The 22,731-nt window shown below is 32.0% G+C and carries 29 protein-coding genes; all 29 read right to left on the bottom strand.

The annotated features are described in order from the left end of the window. Positions 1 to 5: 5 nt before the first annotated feature. The gene (locus CHB72_RS00560) at positions 6 to 983 is read right to left on the bottom strand and encodes a Kae1-like domain-containing protein (RefSeq protein ID WP_089280914.1); all 978 of its coding nucleotides are present in this window, start codon (positions 981 to 983) and stop codon (positions 6 to 8) included. Further along, positions 976 to 1,392 carry a transcription antitermination factor NusB gene (gene nusB, locus CHB72_RS00555; protein ID WP_089281189.1) on the bottom strand — a complete coding sequence of 139 codons (417 nt, stop codon included), beginning with the start codon at positions 1,390 to 1,392 and terminating at the stop codon, positions 976 to 978. The genes CHB72_RS00560 and nusB overlap by 8 nt, the downstream gene beginning before the upstream one ends. A 182-nt stretch (positions 1,393 to 1,574) precedes the next feature. Continuing rightward, complete coding sequence (locus tag CHB72_RS00550; protein WP_089280913.1) at positions 1,575 to 1,976, bottom strand: Asp23/Gls24 family envelope stress response protein; 402 nt, start codon at positions 1,974 to 1,976, stop codon at positions 1,575 to 1,577. A 128-nt stretch (positions 1,977 to 2,104) separates the two neighbouring features. Next, entirely contained in the window at positions 2,105 to 2,860 is a 756-nt protein-coding gene (locus tag CHB72_RS00545; RefSeq protein ID WP_089280912.1) for a SpoIIIAH-like family protein, read from the bottom strand. Between the two features lie 15 nt (positions 2,861 to 2,875). Continuing rightward, positions 2,876 to 3,466 (bottom strand): stage III sporulation protein AG, encoded by a 591-nt coding sequence (spoIIIAG, locus tag CHB72_RS00540; RefSeq protein WP_089280911.1) that lies wholly within the window; start codon positions 3,464 to 3,466, stop codon positions 2,876 to 2,878. A 12-nt stretch (positions 3,467 to 3,478) separates the two neighbouring features. Continuing rightward, positions 3,479 to 4,099: a stage III sporulation protein AF gene (gene spoIIIAF, locus CHB72_RS00535; RefSeq protein ID WP_089280910.1), complete on the bottom strand. Its 621-nt coding sequence runs from the start codon at positions 4,097 to 4,099 to the stop codon at positions 3,479 to 3,481. A gap of 8 nt (positions 4,100 to 4,107) precedes the next feature. Then, on the bottom strand, positions 4,108 to 5,280 hold the full coding sequence (gene spoIIIAE, locus CHB72_RS00530) for a stage III sporulation protein AE (protein WP_089280909.1): 1,173 nt from the start codon (positions 5,278 to 5,280) through the stop codon (positions 4,108 to 4,110). Between the two features lie 12 nt (positions 5,281 to 5,292). After that, entirely contained in the window at positions 5,293 to 5,679 is a 387-nt protein-coding gene (gene spoIIIAD / locus CHB72_RS00525; protein ID WP_089280908.1) for a stage III sporulation protein AD, read from the bottom strand. A 14-nt stretch (positions 5,680 to 5,693) separates the two neighbouring features. Next, complete coding sequence (gene spoIIIAC, locus CHB72_RS00520; protein WP_330396942.1) at positions 5,694 to 5,897, bottom strand: stage III sporulation protein AC; 204 nt, start codon at positions 5,895 to 5,897, stop codon at positions 5,694 to 5,696. 22 nt (positions 5,898 to 5,919) lie between these two features. Further along, positions 5,920 to 6,441 carry a stage III sporulation protein SpoIIIAB gene (spoIIIAB, locus tag CHB72_RS00515; protein ID WP_089280907.1) on the bottom strand — a complete coding sequence of 174 codons (522 nt, stop codon included), beginning with the start codon at positions 6,439 to 6,441 and terminating at the stop codon, positions 5,920 to 5,922. A 1-nt stretch (position 6,442) separates the two neighbouring features. Next, the gene (gene spoIIIAA, locus CHB72_RS00510) at positions 6,443 to 7,468 is read right to left on the bottom strand and encodes a stage III sporulation protein AA (RefSeq protein ID WP_242974991.1); all 1,026 of its coding nucleotides are present in this window, start codon (positions 7,466 to 7,468) and stop codon (positions 6,443 to 6,445) included. Between the two features lie 117 nt (positions 7,469 to 7,585). After that, positions 7,586 to 8,017 (bottom strand): CD1247 N-terminal domain-containing protein, encoded by a 432-nt coding sequence (locus tag CHB72_RS00505; RefSeq protein WP_089280906.1) that lies wholly within the window; start codon positions 8,015 to 8,017, stop codon positions 7,586 to 7,588. A 59-nt stretch (positions 8,018 to 8,076) separates the two neighbouring features. After that, the gene (gene efp, locus CHB72_RS00500; RefSeq protein WP_089280905.1) at positions 8,077 to 8,634 is read right to left on the bottom strand and encodes an elongation factor P; all 558 of its coding nucleotides are present in this window, start codon (positions 8,632 to 8,634) and stop codon (positions 8,077 to 8,079) included. A gap of 32 nt (positions 8,635 to 8,666) precedes the next feature. After that, the gene (locus tag CHB72_RS00495; protein ID WP_089280904.1) at positions 8,667 to 9,728 is read right to left on the bottom strand and encodes a M24 family metallopeptidase; all 1,062 of its coding nucleotides are present in this window, start codon (positions 9,726 to 9,728) and stop codon (positions 8,667 to 8,669) included. 226 nt (positions 9,729 to 9,954) lie between these two features. Next, positions 9,955 to 10,218 (bottom strand): late competence development ComFB family protein, encoded by a 264-nt coding sequence (locus CHB72_RS00490; RefSeq protein WP_089280903.1) that lies wholly within the window; start codon positions 10,216 to 10,218, stop codon positions 9,955 to 9,957. Positions 10,219 to 10,392: 174 nt separating this feature from the next. Next, positions 10,393 to 11,010 carry a hypothetical protein gene (locus tag CHB72_RS00485; protein ID WP_089280902.1) on the bottom strand — a complete coding sequence of 206 codons (618 nt, stop codon included), beginning with the start codon at positions 11,008 to 11,010 and terminating at the stop codon, positions 10,393 to 10,395. Positions 11,011 to 11,017: 7 nt separating this feature from the next. Then, complete coding sequence (locus CHB72_RS00480) at positions 11,018 to 11,524, bottom strand: prepilin-type N-terminal cleavage/methylation domain-containing protein (protein WP_176431115.1); 507 nt, start codon at positions 11,522 to 11,524, stop codon at positions 11,018 to 11,020. A gap of 36 nt (positions 11,525 to 11,560) precedes the next feature. Further along, entirely contained in the window at positions 11,561 to 11,986 is a 426-nt protein-coding gene (locus CHB72_RS00475; RefSeq protein WP_089280900.1) for a type IV pilus modification PilV family protein, read from the bottom strand. A 43-nt stretch (positions 11,987 to 12,029) separates the two neighbouring features. Continuing rightward, positions 12,030 to 12,467: a prepilin-type N-terminal cleavage/methylation domain-containing protein gene (locus tag CHB72_RS00470; protein ID WP_089280899.1), complete on the bottom strand. Its 438-nt coding sequence runs from the start codon at positions 12,465 to 12,467 to the stop codon at positions 12,030 to 12,032. Between the two features lie 115 nt (positions 12,468 to 12,582). Beyond that, positions 12,583 to 14,388, bottom strand: a complete 1,806-nt coding sequence (locus CHB72_RS00465) for an S-layer homology domain-containing protein (protein ID WP_089280898.1) — start codon at positions 14,386 to 14,388, stop codon at positions 12,583 to 12,585. Between the two features lie 89 nt (positions 14,389 to 14,477). Further along, positions 14,478 to 15,731, bottom strand: coding sequence for a hypothetical protein (locus CHB72_RS00460; RefSeq protein ID WP_089280897.1), 1,254 nt, complete (start codon positions 15,729 to 15,731; stop codon positions 14,478 to 14,480). After that, positions 15,718 to 16,281, bottom strand: coding sequence for a PilN domain-containing protein (locus tag CHB72_RS00455; RefSeq protein WP_089280896.1), 564 nt, complete (start codon positions 16,279 to 16,281; stop codon positions 15,718 to 15,720). Before CHB72_RS00455 ends, CHB72_RS00460 begins: the two co-directional genes overlap by 14 nt. Positions 16,282 to 16,299: 18 nt before the next feature. Next, the gene (gene pilM, locus CHB72_RS00450) at positions 16,300 to 17,418 is read right to left on the bottom strand and encodes a type IV pilus assembly protein PilM (RefSeq protein ID WP_089280895.1); all 1,119 of its coding nucleotides are present in this window, start codon (positions 17,416 to 17,418) and stop codon (positions 16,300 to 16,302) included. Positions 17,419 to 17,456: 38 nt separating this feature from the next. Continuing rightward, on the bottom strand, positions 17,457 to 18,221 hold the full coding sequence (locus CHB72_RS00445) for a prepilin peptidase (protein WP_089280894.1): 765 nt from the start codon (positions 18,219 to 18,221) through the stop codon (positions 17,457 to 17,459). A 59-nt stretch (positions 18,222 to 18,280) separates the two neighbouring features. Then, positions 18,281 to 19,768 carry a DUF7305 domain-containing protein gene (locus tag CHB72_RS00440; RefSeq protein WP_089280893.1) on the bottom strand — a complete coding sequence of 496 codons (1,488 nt, stop codon included), beginning with the start codon at positions 19,766 to 19,768 and terminating at the stop codon, positions 18,281 to 18,283. Positions 19,769 to 19,777: 9 nt separating this feature from the next. Continuing rightward, positions 19,778 to 20,194, bottom strand: coding sequence for a PilW family protein (locus CHB72_RS00435; protein WP_089280892.1), 417 nt, complete (start codon positions 20,192 to 20,194; stop codon positions 19,778 to 19,780). Positions 20,195 to 20,207: 13 nt separating this feature from the next. Continuing rightward, the gene (locus CHB72_RS00430) at positions 20,208 to 20,660 is read right to left on the bottom strand and encodes a hypothetical protein (RefSeq protein WP_089280891.1); all 453 of its coding nucleotides are present in this window, start codon (positions 20,658 to 20,660) and stop codon (positions 20,208 to 20,210) included. Positions 20,661 to 21,096: 436 nt separating this feature from the next. Continuing rightward, a complete protein-coding gene (locus CHB72_RS27660; protein WP_089280890.1) occupies positions 21,097 to 21,462 on the bottom strand; it encodes a type IV pilin protein in 366 nt (121 codons plus the stop codon). Between the two features lie 26 nt (positions 21,463 to 21,488). Continuing rightward, a complete protein-coding gene (locus tag CHB72_RS00420) occupies positions 21,489 to 22,703 on the bottom strand; it encodes a type II secretion system F family protein (RefSeq protein ID WP_089280889.1) in 1,215 nt (404 codons plus the stop codon). Positions 22,704 to 22,731: the final 28 nt, after the last annotated feature.

Raw genomic sequence — 22,731 nt, 5'->3', positions numbered from 1 at the left:
TCAAATCACCCTAATTTCATCTTGTTTTGCTGCAGATAACCATCTACCCCAAGAGCAGCTATGCCTACTGCATTGTCTGAGCAGTATTTAGAAGTTCCAAAGTATAGATTAAGACCCTCGGATTGTAGTTTTTCTTCTAAAAAGTTCTTAATAATCTTATTTGATGCTACGCCTCCAGCTACCAATATATCCTTGTAATCATATTTTTTTAAACTATTCTTTATTAATAGATATAAGGATTTTGCCACAGACTGAAAGGTAGAATAGATGATATCTGAAGCTTTAAAATCATCTTTTAATCGTCTTTGAACAAAGGTTTCTGGTCCAGAAAAACTAATAAAAGTATCTTTAACAGAAACCGGTATGTTTATATCCTTTACATTGTTGATATCTATTATTTTTTCCATATGTGCTCCAGCAGGAAAAGGTAAATTCAGCTTTACACCGATTCGATCAATAAACTGACCAGCGCTAAGATCACTGGTTCCACCTATTATTTCTATTTCAAAGCCTATTTTTTTAGGAATGATGCTAAGAACCTCTGTCGTTCCTCCAGAGATATGTAACGCCATGAATGGTTTGTTCAGTTGGAGGCCTAAGGACCAAAGACCTGCCATGATATGTCCTTCCTGATGACTAAATTCATAAAAGGGTAGATTCCATAAGGTACTCATGGTACTGCCAAATGATTCTGCAGCTACAAAAACTGGCATATAGGAATTCTCCAAAGGTCTAGGCTTTACAGCACTACTTATTGCTACGATTTTAAATGGTGTGCATCCTTCTGCCATTGTTTTGCAAATCACAGGGAGACCTTTTATATGTTGGAATAGGGCCTCTGATTGGCGTAAGCCTACCATACCCTCTTTTACAGAAAGCACTCTTCTTTCGTCTGTTACAAGCTTTCCATGGAGATCCATCATAGCTAAGGAAGTAGTATAATTACTGGTATCTATTCCTAAAACAACAGATTCTTTATCCATTTTTCTTAATACCTTCTTCTTCGACAAACCTACCTAAAATCCCGTTAATAAAGGATGTAGATTCATCACCACTATACTTCTTTGCCAATTCAACAGCTTCATTGATTGATACATTATAGGGAATGTCCTCAATATATTGGATTTCTACTAATGCTAGTTGAAGAATAGCTAAATCTACCTTCGCTATGCGATCAACAGTCCATCCAATGGCATATTTTTTTATGATTTGGTTGATTTCCTCTAAATGCTGAATCGTACTATGTACAACAGTATCTATATAGGTTTTTTGGGAATGATTTTCTTCACCTTCTGCCAAATAATAGTCTAGCTTTTTTATATCATATTCCTTGTTTACTAGCATATCAAATATAATCTTCATACATAATTCTCTAGCTGATTTTCTGTTCATAAACATTGGATCCTCCTGCTCTTTCTGTCTTTTATTTGATACATAGGGCATGTCTTACTCTAGAAAGTATTATATAAATGATATTGCCCAAATCCCTATGTTTTTATTACCCAATAACAACCTCTGTGTGAAAATTCAAACTAACCCTCTGATGTCAGAGGGTTAGTCAAGAATGAAATATTTTAACTTTGACTTTTTTGACTTTTTGGAGCGGGATTATCTCTTGATGCTTCCTTAGGGAAATTAACACCTTGAATATGAATGTTTACATCGACAACTTTCATACCTAGCATACTTTCAATGGCGGCTTTAACATTATCTTGTATTTTCCACGCGATATCAGGGATTTTAACACCATAATCAACAATCAGGTATAAATCTATTGCTACAGCCTCTTCTAAAACTTCTAACTTGACTCCTTTTGATAAACTTTTTTTCCCTAATATTTCAACTATACCGTCAACCAAGCCTCCACTCATACCACATACACCTTCTACTTCTGTGGCTGCCAACCCTGCGATCGTTATAATAACTTCATCTGCTATTTTTATTTCACCATATTCTAGTTTTTTAATTGCCTCCATTCATATACCCCCTAGATATAACATCGTTGGATTTCTTTTTGCACTCTGTAAAAGTGACTGACACCAAATCAAAGATTTGGATTATCTACTTTTATTATAGCAAATTCACTCTCCATTGACAAACACTTCTATTTCTTATTCATAATTGTAATTCCATCCATAGAGATATCAGTTTCGCGTCTAATCACATCAACTATTTTGGCTACATCCTCCTCTGTTAGCTCGTCACTATTAACAACTACATTGATTGTATTATCCGATAAATATACAATCGTATCATTGAATCCTTTTGCTGTAATCATATTTTCAATCAATACTTCCTTTTCAGTACTTGAAATCATATCCATTTTAACTGTTAATGCTTGGTTTCTTATTTCTTCATTTGTCAGTTGATTATTAATGATATCGTTTAATTGACTCACCATTTCACTACGCTTTTTATCTCTCTCTAATTTACTTTCAATAAAGTATATACTACTTTTCATAGCTTCCTTATTGGTAATATTTTCTGTTATTTGAGCATTTGTTTCTTGAACCAAGCCTACAACCTCGTTATAGTCTCTACTATCAACAATAAGGCTGTTATCAAACTGTTCTTCTGCTAAATCTTCACTTAAGTCTTCAGTACCTTCCTCAGCATCTTTTTTTTCAGTATCCATCTCTTCAGGATTAAGCTCTTCTGTCATAACAGCATCTTCATCATCTAACAAATCAGTTAATACACCACTTTCCTCTAGCATTGTCATTCTATATTGCTCCAGCTCACTAGAGGTCTGTAGAAGTGATTGTTTATTTAGGTTGTAGTTTATATATCCAATAAGTCCTAACATCATAACTAAAGAAAAGATTACAAAATTTTTCCTGCCCACTTTTGAAAATTTCATCTCATATCCCCCTTACTATTTTTTTGAATACACCTGAACCTTATGTCCTGGTATTTGTAGTACTGTTTTTACAGCATCATATAGTCTTGCTTTAACTTCAATATCTTCCGCTCCCTCAGCTACCACAATGACTCCATTTACTTGTGGTTTTATTTCCTTTAAAACCAATGGCTTATGTCCATTAGCTTCATTGGCAACAACAACAGTTTCCGTAAGATTTTCTGAGGCAATAACCCTTGTACCACCACCAGAATCTTTTTCTTCAGTTGTATCCAGCGACTTCGTTGTATTAGAAGCAGGGATGATTTCCGTCCCCATTTCAAAAGTTACCATTACCTCTACTTCTCCAACCCCTTGCATATTCTTCAGTATATTCTTTAATCTGTATTCCACCAATTCTTCCTCCGTTATTTGCTGTTGAGTTTGTTGTACAAGTACATCTCCTAGTGGATCATTCGATATATTTTTTGCCTTAGAATCTTTTGCAAAAAAATCACTGCTGACAATTAAAGCCATGATGGCTACTGCCAATAAAACCAAAATGTTTGCTATGTATTTTTTCGATAAGAACTCCTTTAATAAGTTGAATAGTTTATTATTCTCCATCTTTATCCCCCTTTATTTATCCTTCAGTATATAGATATTTATGTTATCTTTTGGTAAGCTATAATAAATACTAAAGTCAGTTTTAATTATTTCTTCCTCATTATCTATCCTTATGCTGTCAGCCTCTACAGTATTATTATTTTTATTGATAGCAACATTGATTTTTATTGGTTCAATTTCTTTTTTTTCTGTTTTACTTGTTTTACTACTCTTTAACGTCATATCTATTTGATGGATCAATCCCAAATTTTCCAAATCCTTCTCTTCTACCGTTAAATCAATTTTTTCCACCCTATAATCTGATAGGCTTTCTACTCTATTTTGCATCTGCTGAGCCAGCTGGGTTTTATACAGTTCAATAACAGCTTCATTCTGTAGATATTGATTATGATCTATTCTGTTTTGCATCGTTTGATACTCCATTTGATTAGATACTTGTAAAATATTATCTTCGAAATTGATAGTACCTCTAAAAAGATAAAATAAAGGATTTAGAATCACAATCATAATCAACAATCCAACAACCACATTGATATATCTCTTGTTATTAGAGTTGGGTATTAGTATTTCTACAAAGGTGACAAAGATTATTACCGATACTATAGTAATAATCCATTCCCGTATCATTTCCATTTGATCACCTACCTCATCATTACGGTAATATTACCAGTACTCACGATTATCGTTATGGTTATAAAGAACATAATTGCTACTGAACTAACAGTTGCAAATAATAGAACCAATGAATTACTCATACCATTCAAACAATCTACTAAACCATTTTCTGATATAGGTTCAATTATCGCTGCACATAACTTATAAACGATTATTAGGGCAAGAATCTTAATCATAGGCATCAAGCACAGTAGAAATATAGATATTAATCCAATAGCCCCGATTGCATTTTTAACCAATAATGAACAACCTATAACAGTATCCATAGCATCCGATAAAAAACTTCCTACAATGGGAACAAATTTATCAACTGCAAACTTAGCGGTCCTAATGGTAACACCATCTACCGTCGCTGCTGTTATACCTTGTATAGATATAACGCCGACAAAGGCTGTTAGTATAAAACCTAATATGACAGCAGCTGCTTGCTTCAGTAGTCCGGCCAGTTTTGTCACCTGTATTTTTGATGACAAATTGTTCACTATAGCAAGTACTGCAGAAAATAGAATCAAAGGCAATATTAGGTTTTTAATCAGTGTACCAACAAATCCAATAGCACCCAACAAAATCGGACTAAAAAATGCCGATGCTGTGAGGCCTCCCATAGCCATCAGCATTGCTAAAAGTACTGGCATCAAAGCTTGCATAAAGCTTACCATCAAATCAATCGTTTCTTTACCAATATTAATTGCTATCATAAAGCTTTTTATAGTAATGCTAATGATTACTAAATAGCAAACATTATAGGCCAGTTTACCCACCACTTCATTTTCAAAAGCACTTTGGAGATTTCTGAGTACTGCACATATAGAAGCTAACACAATAATCTGTCCTAATAATTTCCAATTCGCTATAACCTCTCTAAACAAAAACCTTGTGCTGCCTCGAATGATGTCATTAAAAGTAATGGTACTTTCACCTCGAATCGTACGAAACATGAACTCTTTTATATTTATTTTAGGAATATACTCCTCTAAATCTTTATTCATAACATCCATAATACTTTGCAATTCTTTTGTTTCAAGCTTCTCTATTTGATTTTGAATAATTATTTCAGGTGTCAATCCTTCCTCTTCTGCCCATACAAATGATGTTAATAAAAGCAGAATCATAATCGATAAAAAAATAGTTTTTTTCATTTTTATCACATCCTAAGGTACTATGTTGATGATTAAGTCCATTAAAGAAACTAAAATTGGTACTGACATCACCATAATTAATATCTTGCCAGCAAATTCAATCTTGGATGCAATCACTCCCTCTCCTGCGTCCTTACAGACCTGGGCACCAAATTCAGCTATATAAGCAATACCAACAATTTTTAAAATCGTAGTTAAATAGATATCATCAATATTGATTTTATTTGCTAACTGGTTAAGGATCTCTATTACTGATTGAAGCTTCGTTGCCACAAATATAAAAATAATTACCCCTGTTACTAGGCCGATATATATTCCTATCTCTGGTTTTTGATTTTTAATTAATACTGATAAAACTGCTGCAATTAAACCTATAGCTACAATTTGAAATATCTCCATTCTCTATCACACCCTTAATACAACTGAAACATCGTTTTAACTGTATCAAACAAGTTACTTACCAAATTAATTACCATCATCAATACAACAACGATTCCGACTAAAGTAGTCATCATCGCCTGTTCTTCTCTTCCGGCCCTTATCAAAACTTGATTTAATACAGAAACGAGTATTCCTATTGCCGCAATTTTAAAAATTAGATCTACATTCATAACCATTTAATTCTCCCCCTTGTGATTATTAAAAAAATATGATTACTATTGTAATACCTATTAAAAAACCAAAGTTCCTACATAGCCTAACATTTTTATTTTGCTCAATTATAGATAATTCGTAACTTCTCTTTATTTCCTCCATTGTTAAATGGATATGTTTGATCTGATCTTTACTATCGGATATACCTAAATTTTTACCTAGGGATATCAGCAGATCGATATCCTCTTTAGTAAAAGAAGTGTTTTTTGTTTCCGTTTTTACTGCCTGCTCCCAAGCTTCATTAAATAAATATCCTTCTTTTCTATTTAAGATCTCAGCTGTCAACAAAAAAATCTTGGCAATTTCCCGCCTGCTTTTTTTAGCAATCTTTTGTAGCAACTCCGGTAAAGGGGTTCCACTGTATACAATTTCTGTTTCAAGCATCTGCATTGTAGACAACATGCTTGCTAGAAGCTTACTTCTTTCAATATAGGTATTCGCATAAATCATACCTATCATCCAGCTGCATCCTATGATGATTAACGATATAATCAATTTAAATAGCATATTAACCCGCCACCTTGTTCTTTATTGGGGATTGAAGCAAATTTTTAAAGCTAATGCCATCTATTATTTTCTCTACAGTCCCGACACCCTTTTTATTGGATAAAATAATGATTCTTTGAAATGTTCCTTCCTTTAAAAGATCACCTATTACTTGTTTGGACAAAGCATCCTCTAATGACTTGCCGTGAACTGTAGTAATGAGTTTGATTCCGGCCAACAGTGCTTCATGAATTGCTCGGCTATCATCCTCTCTGCCTATTTCGTCAGTAGCTATCACCTCAGGTGACATTGCTCTGATAAGCATCATCATTCCTTGTGCCTTAGGGCATGCATCTAGTATATCTGTTCTTAGTCCTAGATCATTTTGAGGTACTCCTTGATAACAGGCGGCTATTTCTGAGCGTTCATCTACAACGCTAACTTTTAAACCCTTTAGATTTAAATAGGGAATACCATGACTAATATTCCTTATAATATCCCTTAAAAGTGTTGTTTTCCCACATTGAGGAGGTGATATAATCAATGTGTTCATAAACTCCCCTTGATTATTAATGAGATATCTCAAGATATTAGTTGCTACACCTTTTTTTTCTCTAGCTATTCTAATATTCAGCCCCGTAAACTCCTTCATCGTCTTGATACCAGTGCTGTCATACAATACCTTGCCTACAATTCCAACCCTGTGTCCCCCTTGTACTGTGATATAGCCATGCCTTAACTCTTCTTCCACCGAATAAATAGAATAATTAGTAATGAACTGCAGGGTATTTTCTATGTTTTTTTTCCCTACAATATAGCTATCCTTAGTATCATAGGATAATCCGCCAGTTTTGCTGATAAAATAATCCTGATTGTTTACGAAGAGCATAAGGGGTTGATTGATCCTAAGACGAATTTCCTCCATAGAATCCTTTATGTCCTTTGGCACCATTCTGATTTTTTCTCTTATCTCAGGACACAACATTATTTCTAAATTTGAAACTATATTTTTACTGAATGAATTATTATTTTGAACATTTATGATCACAACATGTCCCTCCTTATATATAATAGATATTTACCAGATCTATTAATTATTCTTATTTCAAAAAAAAAAGAAAAACCAACGGCAAAACCGTTGGTTTCTCAATATTATTTCTATTTCTTATTCATGATGGCTGTGATCATGACCACAACTACAATCAAACTCTTCATCCAACTTTATACTTTTGTTACAACGAGGACAGGTTACTTCAGCACCCTCATCGTAGAACAAATCTTCATCTACAAATATTTCTTCGTCACAATTAGGACATTCTATTTCCATAAAGTCTATATCGTCGTCCTCATCTTCATCCTCATCATAATCATCATCTTCAAATAGTTCATCTTCTACATCAGATAAATCTTCATCTAAAGCTTCCACATATTCTGTTAAATCCTCTTGATCTTCATTCATAATAACAATTGCTTCAGCAAAGTCATCTAAAGCGTCAATGATATGTAATAATAATTTGCCTTCTTTTGAAGACTGTTCGATATCTAGACCATCAGCTAATCCCTTTAAATAGGCTACTTTTTCAAATAAATGGTTCACAACAATTCCTCCTTTGATTTTAGTGTGCCACTAGATAGTATTTACCATATTATGCTTGTTTATACTCTTGACATATATTCTCCTATTCTAGTATCTACCCTAACTTTATCTCCTTCATTCACAAATAATGGAACTTGAACTACCGCTCCTGTTTCTAAGGTTGCTGACTTTGTAACATTAGAAGCTGTATCTCCTTTAACACCAGGATCTGCCTCCACTACTAATAACTCAACGAAGTTTGGTGGATCCACCTGAAAGGCTTTTCCATGATAGAATTTAATCGTAGCATTTTCATTTTCTTTTAAATATTTAATTGCATCTTCTACTTCATCTAATGTTAATGGTATTTGCTCATAGCTTTCATTGTCCATAAAAAAGTAAAGCTCTCCATCATTGTAAAGGTATTGCATGTCCTTTGTTTCAATATGAGCCTTTGGAAACTTATCAGAAGGATTGAAAGCTTCTTCTCTTATAGAGCCAGTTTTTAAGTTTTTGTATTTTGTTCTTACAAAAGCAGCCCCTTTACCTGGCTTAACATGTTGAAAATCTATTACTACATAAGGTTCTCCATTTAATTCGAAAGTTACTCCTTTTCTAAACTCACTTGCTGAAATCATAAAATCCCTCCATCTTTATTTAAAAATAAAATTTATATTTCAATTAACTCCTTAGGAGTTTTTGATAACACCTTATAACCACTTTCTGTTACAACCACTAGATCCTCTATTCTTACTCCACCAAAATCAGGTAGATAAACACCTGGTTCAATAGTAATCACCATACCGGGCTCCATGGCTACATCCCCCATCGTGTTGACATGAGGAAGTTCATGGATTTCCATGCCTACTCCATGACCTAATCCATGCCCAAAATACTGTCCATAGCCTTCTTTTTCAATGATTTCTCTTGCTATAGTATCTAATTCCTTACCAGTGATACCAGTTTTAACAGATTCTAATGCTGTTTTTTGAGCTTTTAGTACAATCGAATAAATCTTTTTCTGCTTATCATTAGCTTCTCCAACTACAAGGGTTCTAGTCATATCTGAACAATAACCCTCATAGATACATCCAAAATCTAATGTTACAAAATCGCCCTCTTCTATCAGCTTATCGGAGGCTACTCCATGGGGTAACGAAGATCTTGTACCAGAAGCTACGATGAAGTTAAAGCTTGAGCTACTGGCCCCATGCTTGCGCATAAAAAACTCTAGCTCAAGAGCTATATCGAGTTCCTTCACCCCTGGCTTGATTAAATCTAACACATGTGCAAAGCCTTTATCTCCAAGATCGGCAGCTTTTTCAATAAACTTTAATTCCTTTTCTTCTTTAATAGATCGAATCTTTGTTAAAGCACCTCCTAATCCCATAAGAGATACATTGTTTAACTTTGATTGTAAATCTATAGCGTTACCATAGGTAAAAAATTCCTCTTCTACACCTAATGTGTTAATATGTATTTTTTCAATAATATTGGTAAGAAGTTCAGATTTACTGATCTCAACTATCTGAAAATCTGGACATTGGTTTTGAGCCTGCTGTATATATCGAAAATCAGTAATAAACTTGGCTTCTGTTTTGGTGATGATTACATAACCAGTGGTGCCAGTGAAACCAGAAAAATATCTTCTGTTTTCTGGTTTGTAAATAAGAATGGCATCTAATCCCTTTTCATGTAATACGTCTCTTGCCTTCTCTATCCGATTACCCATTTTTAACCTCCTATTTTATAGGATTCTAACATTATCTGTGTTATTACTTTCAATTATATCCAAATTTATATTGTTTATTGCAGCTTCCTTAAACAAATCTTACGAAATCATTGTAAAATCATTCCTTTTCATAAAATCCTATACTATCATACCATATTTTAAAATATTTGAATAGATTTTTCCTGTATTTTCGTCAATTATCTATAGATCAGTTAAAAGTTCCTCTTTAATGCCTAGGAAAGCTTTTTACCTTTTCGATAGCCTTAGTTAAAGCATTTACTACATCCGCTTCAAATTGTATAGACAAAGCGTTGATTTTTGAGTACACTTCTCCTGACTCTGTAGCAATGTATTTTGGTGGTAAATGGTTTAAAGCAATTGCCTTAATATCCGCCTCACACTTTTTACAATTACAGACATCAGGGTTCATCTTCAAAATGCTTGGTAACAAATGACTTACTACAATTTCCATATAGTTTTTAACCTCCATACCCCTACTCCCCCTCTTATTTATGATGTTATATTTTTCAAATAAATATATTATTCTTTTCTAATCTCCCTTCTCCTGCTGAAACAGGGAAAAATTCAATAAACATGTGAAAAAATCTCCTAAAAGAGCAAAATTTCTCTTTCTAAGTTTCAAAAGTGATCTTCATTCGGTATGCTAATTTGTAATAATGGCTTGGTAATAAGAACGTATTTCTAACGGATAAATTTTTATTTTAGGTAGTCCATACATATCATGCCCATCATAGACTGCGTAAGGATTTTTCCCTTCTATTATTACTTGTTTTCTAGCATGATCATAAGTCCCTATAGATTTTATTATAATTATTTCTTCTACATCATCATACTCAACTGCAACCATATAAGAATGGTCATGCATATAACCTTCGAGGGGGTTGTTTTGGATAACATTGAGGACTTGCAGCTCATCAATTAAAAATTGCTTTATATAGCTATCAAATGATATAGGATTATATTGGGCTTCTATTAAATTCTCCTCATTTATTGATTTTATATATTCTATTTTACTATCTTTCAAATCATTAAGATATGTTAATATAACAGCATCTATTGTTTTTATTACATTATTAACTGCTATCTCCATACCCATTTCTGCTAGATAATTTGCTTTGACAGCATCACTATTTGATAAGGTTTTACGAAAATCATTCATAGATAAAGTAATGCTAGACATACCAAGCATGATAACAAGCATCCCAATAACAAAACAGCTGATTATTATAGAACCTTTTGAATTTTCAATATGGTTTTTCATATATTATCTACCTATAATTTAACTTTATTGTTGTAGTAACAGAATAATCAATTTTATCAGCAATAACCTTAATCTGCAAAAGTTCTCCTTCAACCACTTCTGTAACTTCGATATCTTTAATTTGGGTATATAATACATTGTGTTCACCATTTTTATTTACTCTTAACTCTCCAGTACTTCTATAAAAATACAATAGAGTATTTTTATTATTTCTTTTCTTTCCACTTAAATCAACCCAAACCTCTTCTCCTGAAAAATCTTTACTTTCTATCGTTTTATCCTGAGAAATATATAATGTTGATTGTCGATCGCACTCTCTAATACGTTTTTCAATATAGTTTAGAACAAATTTTGTATTTTGTTGAATAAATAATGTATCATCTAGTTTATTATAAAAAGATAAATGAGAGACACTAATGGGAATAAAGGTTATTGCAATGATAGAAAACAATAGCATGGCTAATATAACCTCTATTAGTGTAAATCCTTTACTATTAAGATGGCTCCCTTTCAAATTAATACCCCCCTATCAAAATAAAAAGGATATATTTTACTCACATATCTCCCAATCCTGTATTTCTAATTCATAATAAATATCTGGATAATAGCTATCTTGTTTTTTACTATTTATAAGACTATATAATAAATAGCTAGTTTCAGATTCTTCCTCTGTTATACTTATCTTTATTAAGTATAATGATGTATCATCTAATAGCCTTTCTCCTATCACTTCAATAGAATACTTATTTCTACTAAAATGAAATCCCTCCTCCAGATCCTCATCTAGAACTTCTAATTTTCCTTCATGTGATATAACACGATAGCATTTTAACTCTTCAATAATACTTTGGGCAGTTTTGCTAATCTGATAATAATCTCTGCTTCTATGACTTAATGTACTAGCTTGTCCAATAAGAGCATATGAAGCTGTTATAAAGATACAAACGATTGAAAAAGCGATCAATACCTCTATCATCAAAAATCCATTTTTAGTATTTATCCCATCTCTCTATCTCCCTTTAGTATAATGAAGATATTCTAACCCTACCTGTTCCTAGCAATACTTCTAGTTTAATCTTATCTTCTTGCTTATTAGATAAAACAAATATACCGTAAGAGGTAGTACCTTCTCTATTATAGTTTATCCTATGATCGTACCCTGGCATTACTTTTATCCTATCGTCTATCTTTTGCGAATAAGCAACTTTTCCCCCAATTTTATGCTCCCTTACACGAAAAGATTTTTCGAAAACTTCTACACAATAATTTCTTGATTCATCTATACTTAGTTGCTGTGCTATATGGAGAGCGCTTTTTATTTCTTTAGCAGTGGCCTCCAATAAAAACCTGTCGTATAATCCTCTATTCATTGGAAATATCATGAAACCAAAAAGGGTTATTATAGTTACTACTAGCAAAATTTCTATTAAAGTAAATCCTTTATTATTTGACAACATTCTATATCCTCTCTGTGTGAATATGAAAATAAACAACTATTTCTTCTAATCTTGTAAATATTCGCCATTATTATGGAATTTCCTTCTAATTTTGTAAAAAATATGTAAAAATATGTTATTTTATTAATTCATGAAGCATATAAACAACTTCACCTTTAGTCGCAAATTTATCTTTTCCTAATCTACTGTTTGATCGTGCATATCTTTCATACAGCATTTTTTCAGCAATTGTCTCCCAAGCAAAATTGTCATTATCTAAAATCTTTTTCATAATCTCCTCTAGTTCTATGTAGGTAATAGGATTGTTGGGCTTAAATGATTTGTCATCATAGCCGTCTATATATCCTTTTGAAACTGCATAATCTATAGTTTTTGTATAGATACCAAAGTTATTAAAATCTTCAAATTTGTCCGCATTTCTTGTGTCATTTGATGTATTCCATCCTTGGATTTTAGATAATAATAATAATAATTCACCTCGTGTCATAGATTGGTCAGGATTATATTTTTTATCCTTATCCCCTTGTATATATCCCCTCCTTAGGAAAGTATACAATTCCCTATTTGCCCAATGAGTATGGATGTCCATTAATTCTACATAATCTTCATCAATAAATACAGCATATCGCCCACCATTGTAAAAGCCACTTGGTATTTCTGTTTTTATTACACCATCTTCAATTTCACTATATACATAACGCCATTTGCTGTCTATTAATTGATAAATACCACCTCTATAAGAACCATAGTATTTGAAAGTTAAGGTTAATGGTTTTCTTAGCTGGAGAGAGTTAACGTTGTTAATAACTTTCATATCATATATTTTTGTAACTGGAATAAGTGTTTCATTATTTATGGCTGAAGACATTTCTTCTTTTTGTAAAGCTACATAGGTTTCCGTATAAAAAGTACCAGCAGGTACATATAGCTGTGCAGTTATATTTTTTTCTACATTTTCTTCGCCATGTATAAAATGTACCATTCTATCTTCAAATTCTATCATGTCCTCATGCATAGACATTATTTTATAATTAATATTTCTTTCGCCTACTTCTGCATTAAAGCCTTGATAATATGCAGTATAAGCTGATTGAAAACCATCTTTAAATCCATTGATAAATCCTACTTTATATTGTAGTTCTTCTCTAAATAGTTCATACCTATTTAGTAAGCTGTTTTGCAACTCTAATTCATTAAATGATCGCAGCCAATTATTAGATTTTCCTTGTATATAATCCATCATTGCATAGGCTTCTCCAGCAACTTGTCCTTCTTCTTTGCCAAGGTTTAATGCAGCCTGATTAGGAGCACTTTGTATTTCATAATTAGTAATTCTATAAGAATAAAGATATTCTTCTTCATAGCCTATTTTGAATGCCTTTAAAAAAGCATCTGAATATTCCTTCGTATCATTTCTTAATTTATACTCATCAATAATATTGGTTTCAGTAGGTAAATTTCTTTTCCAATCGCTCTTTAAATTATTATAATAATCATTTCTTCCATGATTAGCCCCTAATAATTCACCAAAATACCTACCCATTTCTTCACCTATTATAGTTGCACTTGCTTTATTATCTGAAGCATAACCTCTATAAGCATCTAAATAACCAATTTTAAAACCTTCCTCAAATCTTTCTCTGAATTTACTTCTATAAGCATAGGATTGCTTATCTAAATTGTACTCTTTTACGATATCTTTTGCCTCTTCTTTGTATGCTTGTTCCCAGTTACTTCTCCGAGAATTGACGCGATCCTTTTCTCCAGCAATATAACCTGCAAGCTCCCCCCATTTCATACCATCCTCATAACCCTCTATTCTATCTTCTTCATCCTTTGTGTTCGCATAAGCAGAATTTACAGATCCTAACATGAAGTTAAAAATGCATATTGCTATCAATATAACTGAAATTTTTTTCACAGGAATACACCTCTCCTCCAATTCATCTATTGATACTATTAATTAGAAATTGACGATATGCTGTAATATTTGCCATTCTAAAGTGTCAGTTACTCTTCCATTATTGAATTTATTTCATTAGAGTATGGTAAAATTGTAGGATATGCAACTTCCATTTTATCAAATAGAAAATGTCCTTTCGTTTTATCTGAGTAAGATTCACTTTCAACATAAATTCTCTGTACCATGGCAGGATAGGTTATATTGACAGGAAGAGAAGTTTCCAATAAAGACCAACCTAACCAATCAATCCTATCAGCAAGAGACAATTTATATTCTCTCCCTCTTGCATCTACCACTATTGCACCAATTTTATGATCGCTTCTTTCAAAGCCATATATCCACAAACCAAAAACTTCGGGCTGTCGAGGAATTAATATCCTATCCCCTTCGAAAACCAAGTTAGCAACACTTCTATCTCCACCCCTTATAAAATCATACTCCATTCTAATCGCATATCTTCCTTCTACAGCGTTTGCGTCTCTACTTAAAGTGCCATATACATCTCTTGGATTTCCAACAAAAAATACCTTTTCATCTTCAAAGCCATAAAGTGTGGTCATTTTTCTAAAGTTATCATTAAAATCATAATCCATTGACCAATTATTTTCCTCAATTTCAATAAAATCACCATAAAGTATAAATGGATTTATTATTCCATCTTCGTCAGATTCAATAGACTCTCCATAATGTAAAATACTGGTTTCTTCAGGAAAATATTTATTTACTTCTGGAATACTGTAAAAATCAAGCAGGAGATTTCCAGATAATAATCCATCTTTACTATTGCTAATACTTATATTGTTTATCACTATTTCTTTCTCATATTCTCTTATATTTCTCAAGAAATCAATCAATGCTCCATAATCGCCTTCGAAATGAAATTGAGTTGAAAGGATTTCAGCAATAAATTCCTCAGAGTCATTCTCTTGTAAATTTTCTTCACCATTTACCAATGATTCCATTCTAGGCGGGGTAAAGTCCAGTGAAGAAATCCTAATATTACTATTGAGTATCAAATCATTTAATAATAAAATAATATCCTCTTGATGAATCTTTCCAAAAAAATCTTTTGCAAGACCAAGAATTTCATTATTTAATGCATCAATCTGGTTATTCAACTGTACTTCTGATTGAAGTTCTTGCTTCATTTGTATATATTTCAATTGCTTTTCTTTATAATCTAGCTCTAATTGACTCAAATTTTTGTTAAGTGGTATCATTATAAACTTGTAGTAACCTGCTAAAAGAATCATCCCTGCTAGCAAAACTACTAAAATCTTTTCTCGTTTACTCAACAGCATTAGTAGTCACTTCCTTTGCTGTAAATGTAATTGTAAATAAATAATAACCATCATTTTCTGAAATAGAAGGAATAAATACCTCATCAAAATATGGAGAATAACGTAAATTGTGTTCCATCTGAGCAACTGCAAATTTATGAGTAGCCTTACTATGTATCTCTATTTCATTATTGGCTATGCTTAATGAATCAAAGAAAATTCCATTAGGAACATTTTTTAAGATAGACTGAATTAACAAGTCACTAATAACTTTCTGTTCTTTCATCTCATCATGTAAATTACTAAAGAATACTTGTTCAGATTTTAATTCTATTAATTGAATATTATTACTTTCAATTACTTGAAGTCTTTTTATATTTTCAGATGATTCTAATATTTCATCAAGGACAAGAATTTCTTTTTTCAACGTTCTTACTTCAAAATATTTAAGTACAGGATAGAAAACAAAGATAAAACTTACGACAGTAATAAGAGATAAAATGATTAAACGATAAAAACTTGTCTTTTCTGTTTTTTTTAAATATGGTTCAAAAAAGTTAAAGTCTCTCATGCCTTTGCTTTCCCCCTTTTATTTCCTAATTAACGAACTAATTGCATTAAGATAAATTGATAAATCATCCATTGTAGAATTCTCTAAAAATTCCACATGATTTATTCGATCAATTCTAAAAGTAGGGATGTTAAAAGCATCGGTCATATATTGATCTATAGCATTTAAAGCAGTACTGCCACCATATATAAAGATACTATCTATTTTATTGCGTGAACTTCTGCTTGTATAGTATTTAAAAATTCGATTGATTTCATCGATCCAATTATCTAGGTTGGATTTAATGACATCATGAAAGATATCAAATGATAATTCAGACTTATTTAGCGATATGCCTTCATTTGAAACAACAACTTCTTCTAATGAGGAAGTCAAATTTTTCATGGCATATTTTTGTATTTCAACCTCTTTTAAATCAATATTTAAATAATTTGCAATAATCATATCCATATCGCCTGCACCTAAATTAATTATTCTACTAAACCGATAAACACCATTTTCTATAATGATCACATTAATGTGCTTATGTCCTAGATCAATCACAGCAATGCTTTTATCACGAATAGCTTCAATATCATTGATAACAGCATTAACATCTAAAAGCTTAGTGATTGCATTTGAATGAAGCTCTAAAGCGACTGGAGATAAATCTAGAAATTCAAGCAATTCAAAATGACTGAATGCAATTTCCCTAGGTAAAGCAGCAACTAGTATGCTATATTTTTTTACATTTTCCTCCATGAATTCTTCAATAATTTTATGCTGAATTACATATTTATCGAGCTCAATGGGTAGATATTGGCCAACTTCGTAATAGATCATTCCTTTTAAATCCTCTTCTTTAACTGCTGGAAGAAGTATTTCTCTAGTAATGATACAGGTGCTTTCAATAGAACTAATAGTGGATTTAGCTTTCACTTTGTTAATTTCCAGAGCCTTTTTCAAGGCTTCTTTTACTTCCAACAGATTAATAATTTTACCATCTGCATAGCAGTCTTGTGGAATCGATACACAGAAAGCATTATGGACGGATACTTTGTTCTTGTCATATTTACCTACAACAGCTTTTACACTATGACTGCCTATGTCAAGTACTAATATTTCTTTATTCTTGCAAAACGACTTGAAACTTTTCAATAGCCCTCACCCCTTTAATAACTAATTGAATAAAACAATTACATAAATAGATTCATATAACTCATTAAAATATAGTTCTTATAAAGAATAACAAGTAGGGTAGATACTCCAATAAAGGGTCCAAATGGAATGACGTCTTTTCGAGATTTTACTTTAGTAGCTAGTAATGCTATTGAAATAACACTGCCTATTATAAAGGATAAAAAAGAAATAAGAATAATATCTCTCCAACCGAACCAAAAACCCAGCATAGCTATCAGTTTAATATCTCCTCCACCCATACCACCATTGGAAATAACAGCAATTAGCAGAAAGAACCCACCGCCTAATAAAAATCCTAGTAAACTATTTAAAACTTCTATAGGCTGATTTATAAAGAAGTATAAAAGAAATTTATATGTTAATCCTAATCCAAACCCTAATATAACAAGTCCATCAGGTATGATTTGATGATCATAGTCAATGAAAGTAATACAGATTAAAATACATACTAAAGCAATATGAAAAAAATACGCAATACTTAAATCATATTTATAAAATACTAATAAAAAAATAATTCCTGTTAAAAACTCTATCATAGGATACCTAATAGAAAATTCAGCACTACAATACCTGCATTTACCTCTCAAAGATACGTAACTAAAGATAGGAATTAAATCAAAGGGTTTAAGTGATTCATTGCATTTTGAGCAATGAGAAGCAGGATAAATGATAGATTCATTTTTAGGCATCCTATAGATACACACATTTAAAAAAGATCCAATTAGTATACCACTTATTACAGCAAGGCTATATATATACAAAATAAATCAAAACCTTTCAAGTTTTAAAATTAATAAATAAAAACTATGTATTTATTAAACTATTTTTCTTTAATAGTATTTATTTGAATTAAATCTTCAAGGGCAGGTGTGCTTCCACCACCAATTGGAAAGAATGGTAAATTTTCATCTTCAGTAGATACGTAGCTAACATTAGTACCTCCACTGGCAGTAAAGGAATTGGCAATTATTGACCCTATTACATTCCCTCCATTCTCCAATTTAACATGTGCATTTGGTGCATAAATCATCTTAACAAGAGCAGCCGCCCCGCCATTTATAGTAACATCTGTTCCACCTGTAACGATATGACCTTGAAAACCTCCTCCTGCCGTAAAAAGAATATTAGCATTTTCCGCATATAAGGAACCATAAATTTTTTGACTACCTGCAAGAGTTACTGTTTTAGCAGGTGCAGAAGCTTTTAAATAAATATTCAGCTTTTCTACAGTAACACTAGCTTCAGCTGGATTTGTTACATTATTGATTGTACTTCCACTACCCATTGTTATTTTATCAGTAACGTAAATAGTAAGCTTTCCTGTACCTTGGATATTTATATGTCCATTTATAATATTCAGATGATCCACAACAATGCTTTTATCTGTATCGCCAACGTTAATATCTAAAGTATAATTAGAAGCAATTTTTATTTCTGGTGCATATATATTATTATTTAATTGCAAAACATAGTTATTTGCCTGCGAATTATCAATACGTACACTACCATTTAAGATAACATTGTATGATCCAGCCTGAGTATTTGGATGTTGTAAGTACGTAGGAATTGTAGGAAAGTCAGGCATTTCAAAACTTCTTACTTCAGCTAGCTGAATTGGATCGCTTACAGAGATCCAATGAGGTACATTCAAAACCTCACTACCAGCTCCAGGTCCCACATAGATATCACCATTAATTGCTGATCCCCCATCTAAAGTAATAGAGTTATTAGTAGTAGCATTAATACCTGCAGGACCATTAATAGTAGCACTTCCCGTTAAATTAATAGTAGAATTTGAAAAAACAGCCATATCATTGGATATACTCATACCAGTTTTTGGAATCCATGTAACTTCGATTTCTGTTTCAACAGTTCTTGTATGACTACCTATAATTCCTTGTGATATAATTGTATAAGTAGCAGTATTAGAAGGTGTAACTCTTGATCCTATAATTGTAATATTTACTACAGGATTATTTCCAAAAGTACTTTCGAAAGTATCCAATGTTGACGGTACACTAAAATAAGACTCAATAGTATTAAAGAAGTCATCCACTGTGGATGTACTTATATAGGATGCTATAATCTCTGAATTTATTTCATTAAGTTTATAATTTATTCCTGCTTCCGCTATATAAAAAACCCCTTGATAATCTCTTTCTATGGAACTCATTTTTACATTACTAGTAGTAACACTTAAAAGAGTCAAGCCGATCAAAGATAATATTACTAAAATCATAATAACAAAGATTAGTGTTAGTCCACTATCATTGTACAAATATTTTTTTAGAGAATACGTAAATTTCATGCTACCCCCCTACTCTCTTATATAAATTTTCGAAGATAATGAAGAAAAACATCCATCTGAATTAGATAAGCTGATTATCTCAAGACTAATCTTATTTCCTGATTTACTCATATTAAAATGCTCTATACCAGTCACCAGTTCATTACTATTCCTCCAGATAATATTATCAACAAGTTTATATTCATCGGTACCATTAATAGTTAAAATATTACCTAATACCTCTACTGACTCTGCTTTTCTAATTTCTTTCGTGATATAACTTGTAGCATACCTTACATTAGATTGATTTTCGACATTAGTAGATTGTAATGTAAAACTTTTCATTCCAAAAATATAAACAGAAAAACTTAAAACAACGATTATTGACATGACAGATAAAACCATAAGTAATTCAATTAGCGTTATACCTTTTCTATTTTGTATCATAAATTTACACCTTCTAACTATTCCATAATAAAATGGTTTCCATTTGTGCTTCTAATTTTTCAAGGGCACTATTATTATAAATTTTAGCAACCACTTTAACCAGATTTCCAGAATAAGCAGACTTCCTAATTTCAATTAGTGCATAGTATCCATCTATATTTTTAGTATAGTCATAATCTTCATCTGCGACAACAACAGTTTCAGTAAAGCCATTATCTTTTAATTCAGTAAGACCATCCATAAAGTTATTTGTTATACTAATAGAATAAACGTCTTCCATACAGCTTTGAGCTATGTAAGTGGCATCAATTATATTTTGTGATAAACTATTTGATTTAGTTGATTGTACAAACATTCCTAAAAATGGCACTATAATTATTATAAATATAATTAGTGAAATAAGGATTTCAATTAATGTTACACCTTTTTTAGAGGATAATAATTCATATATTTTTTTGTTTAACATTATAATATAGGCCCCTTTAAATTCAAATTTCTATGATTATTATCTGCTATTAATACTTAGATACATATACCTTTTAATACATCTATTTTAAAAATAATAGTAATAAATAATTCCTATTAAAAGCTCCATCACAGGATAACAAATTGAAAACTTGGAATAGTATTGATTTGTTTGCAGCCATTTTATAAGTACATACCTTCAAAAATGAACCAATGAGTATGCCAGTTAGTAGAACATTGTTGTATATACAAAACAAATCCAAACCTCTCAATCTGATTTTAAAAACATGGAGGAAAATATACTTCCTCCATGTTCTATTTGTTGTTCATAAGTTTTTAAGTTTGTTAATTCACAAAATAAGTTAATAACTAAAGAATCAATTCTATGCCCCTGAGGACATTTGCAAACCACGGGAACCGTCCCTTTGGTTCTATGGTTAAGGTTTAATGTTAGTCTCTTCTCCTGATGGAGATGAGGTTATTGTAACCCCTGTAGTTGCATCATAAGCAAAAGTATGAGTACCACTTGTTAAGCCAGCCCAACCACCTTCTATATAAGGGTCTAAATCATCTGATTTTGTAGGTAATGCATTTGTAGTACTTTCAGCTCTGAAGAGTTGAACTGCTGATACAGCGATTTTGTGTTCAGCTAAATTTGCCTTTGAATTAGCATTTGCTGTTACATTCTGAAATCTAGGCACCGCAATCCCCGCTAAAATCCCCAAAATCGCAATAACAACAATCAATTCAATCAAAGTAAAACCCTTCTTATTTCTCACTTTCTTACATAAAAATTGAATCATTTCATTTCCTCCTTTATTTTTGTTTTTTAAATCGTCTGCATCATATCAAACATCGGTAGCATCATAGCAATTACAATAAATCCAATGATCAACGCCATAACAACAATCATTACTGGTTCCAGAAGGGAAACCATTTGCTGTATGGCAGCCTCCAGTTCCTGATCGTAAAAGTCAGCAGTTTTTGAAAGCATGCTGTCTAAGGAACCAGACTCCTCACCAATGCTGACCATAGAGATCATCATGGGTGGAAAAACCTTCATTTTTTTAAACAGCGTCGCTAAGCTAATCCCCTTTCTTATGTCCTCTACCACCATCTCTATACCATCTGTCACTACTTTGTTGTTGGTTACATTGGCAGATGCCTCTAGTGCGGGGATGATAGGTATACCACTGGACAATAAAGATGATAAAGTCCTTGTAAACCTTGAAGTAACTATTTTGGTTATGGAGCCTTTTATAATAGGAATTTTGAACTTCAATCTGTCATAGGCTCTTTTCCCATCATCAGTATTGATCATTCTGTTGAAAAGAAAAATCATACCGATAATTAACAATAGGAATATATACCAAAAACTAGTTAGTACATTGCTGAAAGAAAGAAGCATTCTTGTAGGTAATGGTAATGCTACACCAGAGGACGTAAACATTCCAATAAAGGTTGGCATAATAAAAATCAAAAGAAAGATCACAACAGTAATTGCCACAATACTTAAAATAATGGGATACATCATTGCACCTTTAATTTTCGAGTTGATTTTATTCTCCTTCTCAAAGTGCTCTGCCATTTTAGCTAAAACATTATCTAATGTTCCTGTCAGTTCCCCTGCCTCCACCATGCTAATCAGTATAGGTGGAAATATCTTTCCGTGTTTTTTCATGGCTTCCGATAGTACAGTACCTTTTTGTACCTGAGTAAAAACATCTCCTATTACATTTTTAAGAGTTTTGTTCTCCGTCTGATCCATTAGAACTTCTAAGCAATTGCTTAGGGACATTCCTGCATGGAGCATAGTATAGAATTGCTTACAAAAAACAGTAAGATCCTTTACTTTAACCCTAGGTTTAAAGTAAGTTAACTCTGTCATCTTTTTTGATCTACTTCTTTCTTCTTCTATTTTTATAGGAAGCTGCTGCTTTTCACGGAGTATACGAAGAACTTCATCCTTTGAATCTGCACTGTAAGTTCCTTCGACAGTTTGTCCTATACTAGTAACTGCTTTGTATTTATAAGTACTTGCCAACCAATCACCACCTTTCTTATGGTTGGAT

This window comes from Anaerovirgula multivorans (assembly GCF_900188145.1).
GTDB classification, from domain to species: Bacteria; Bacillota; Clostridia; order Peptostreptococcales; family Natronincolaceae; genus Anaerovirgula; species Anaerovirgula multivorans.
The sequence above is the reverse complement of the archived record's forward strand: the minus strand, read 5'-3'. Positions and strand labels throughout refer to the sequence as shown.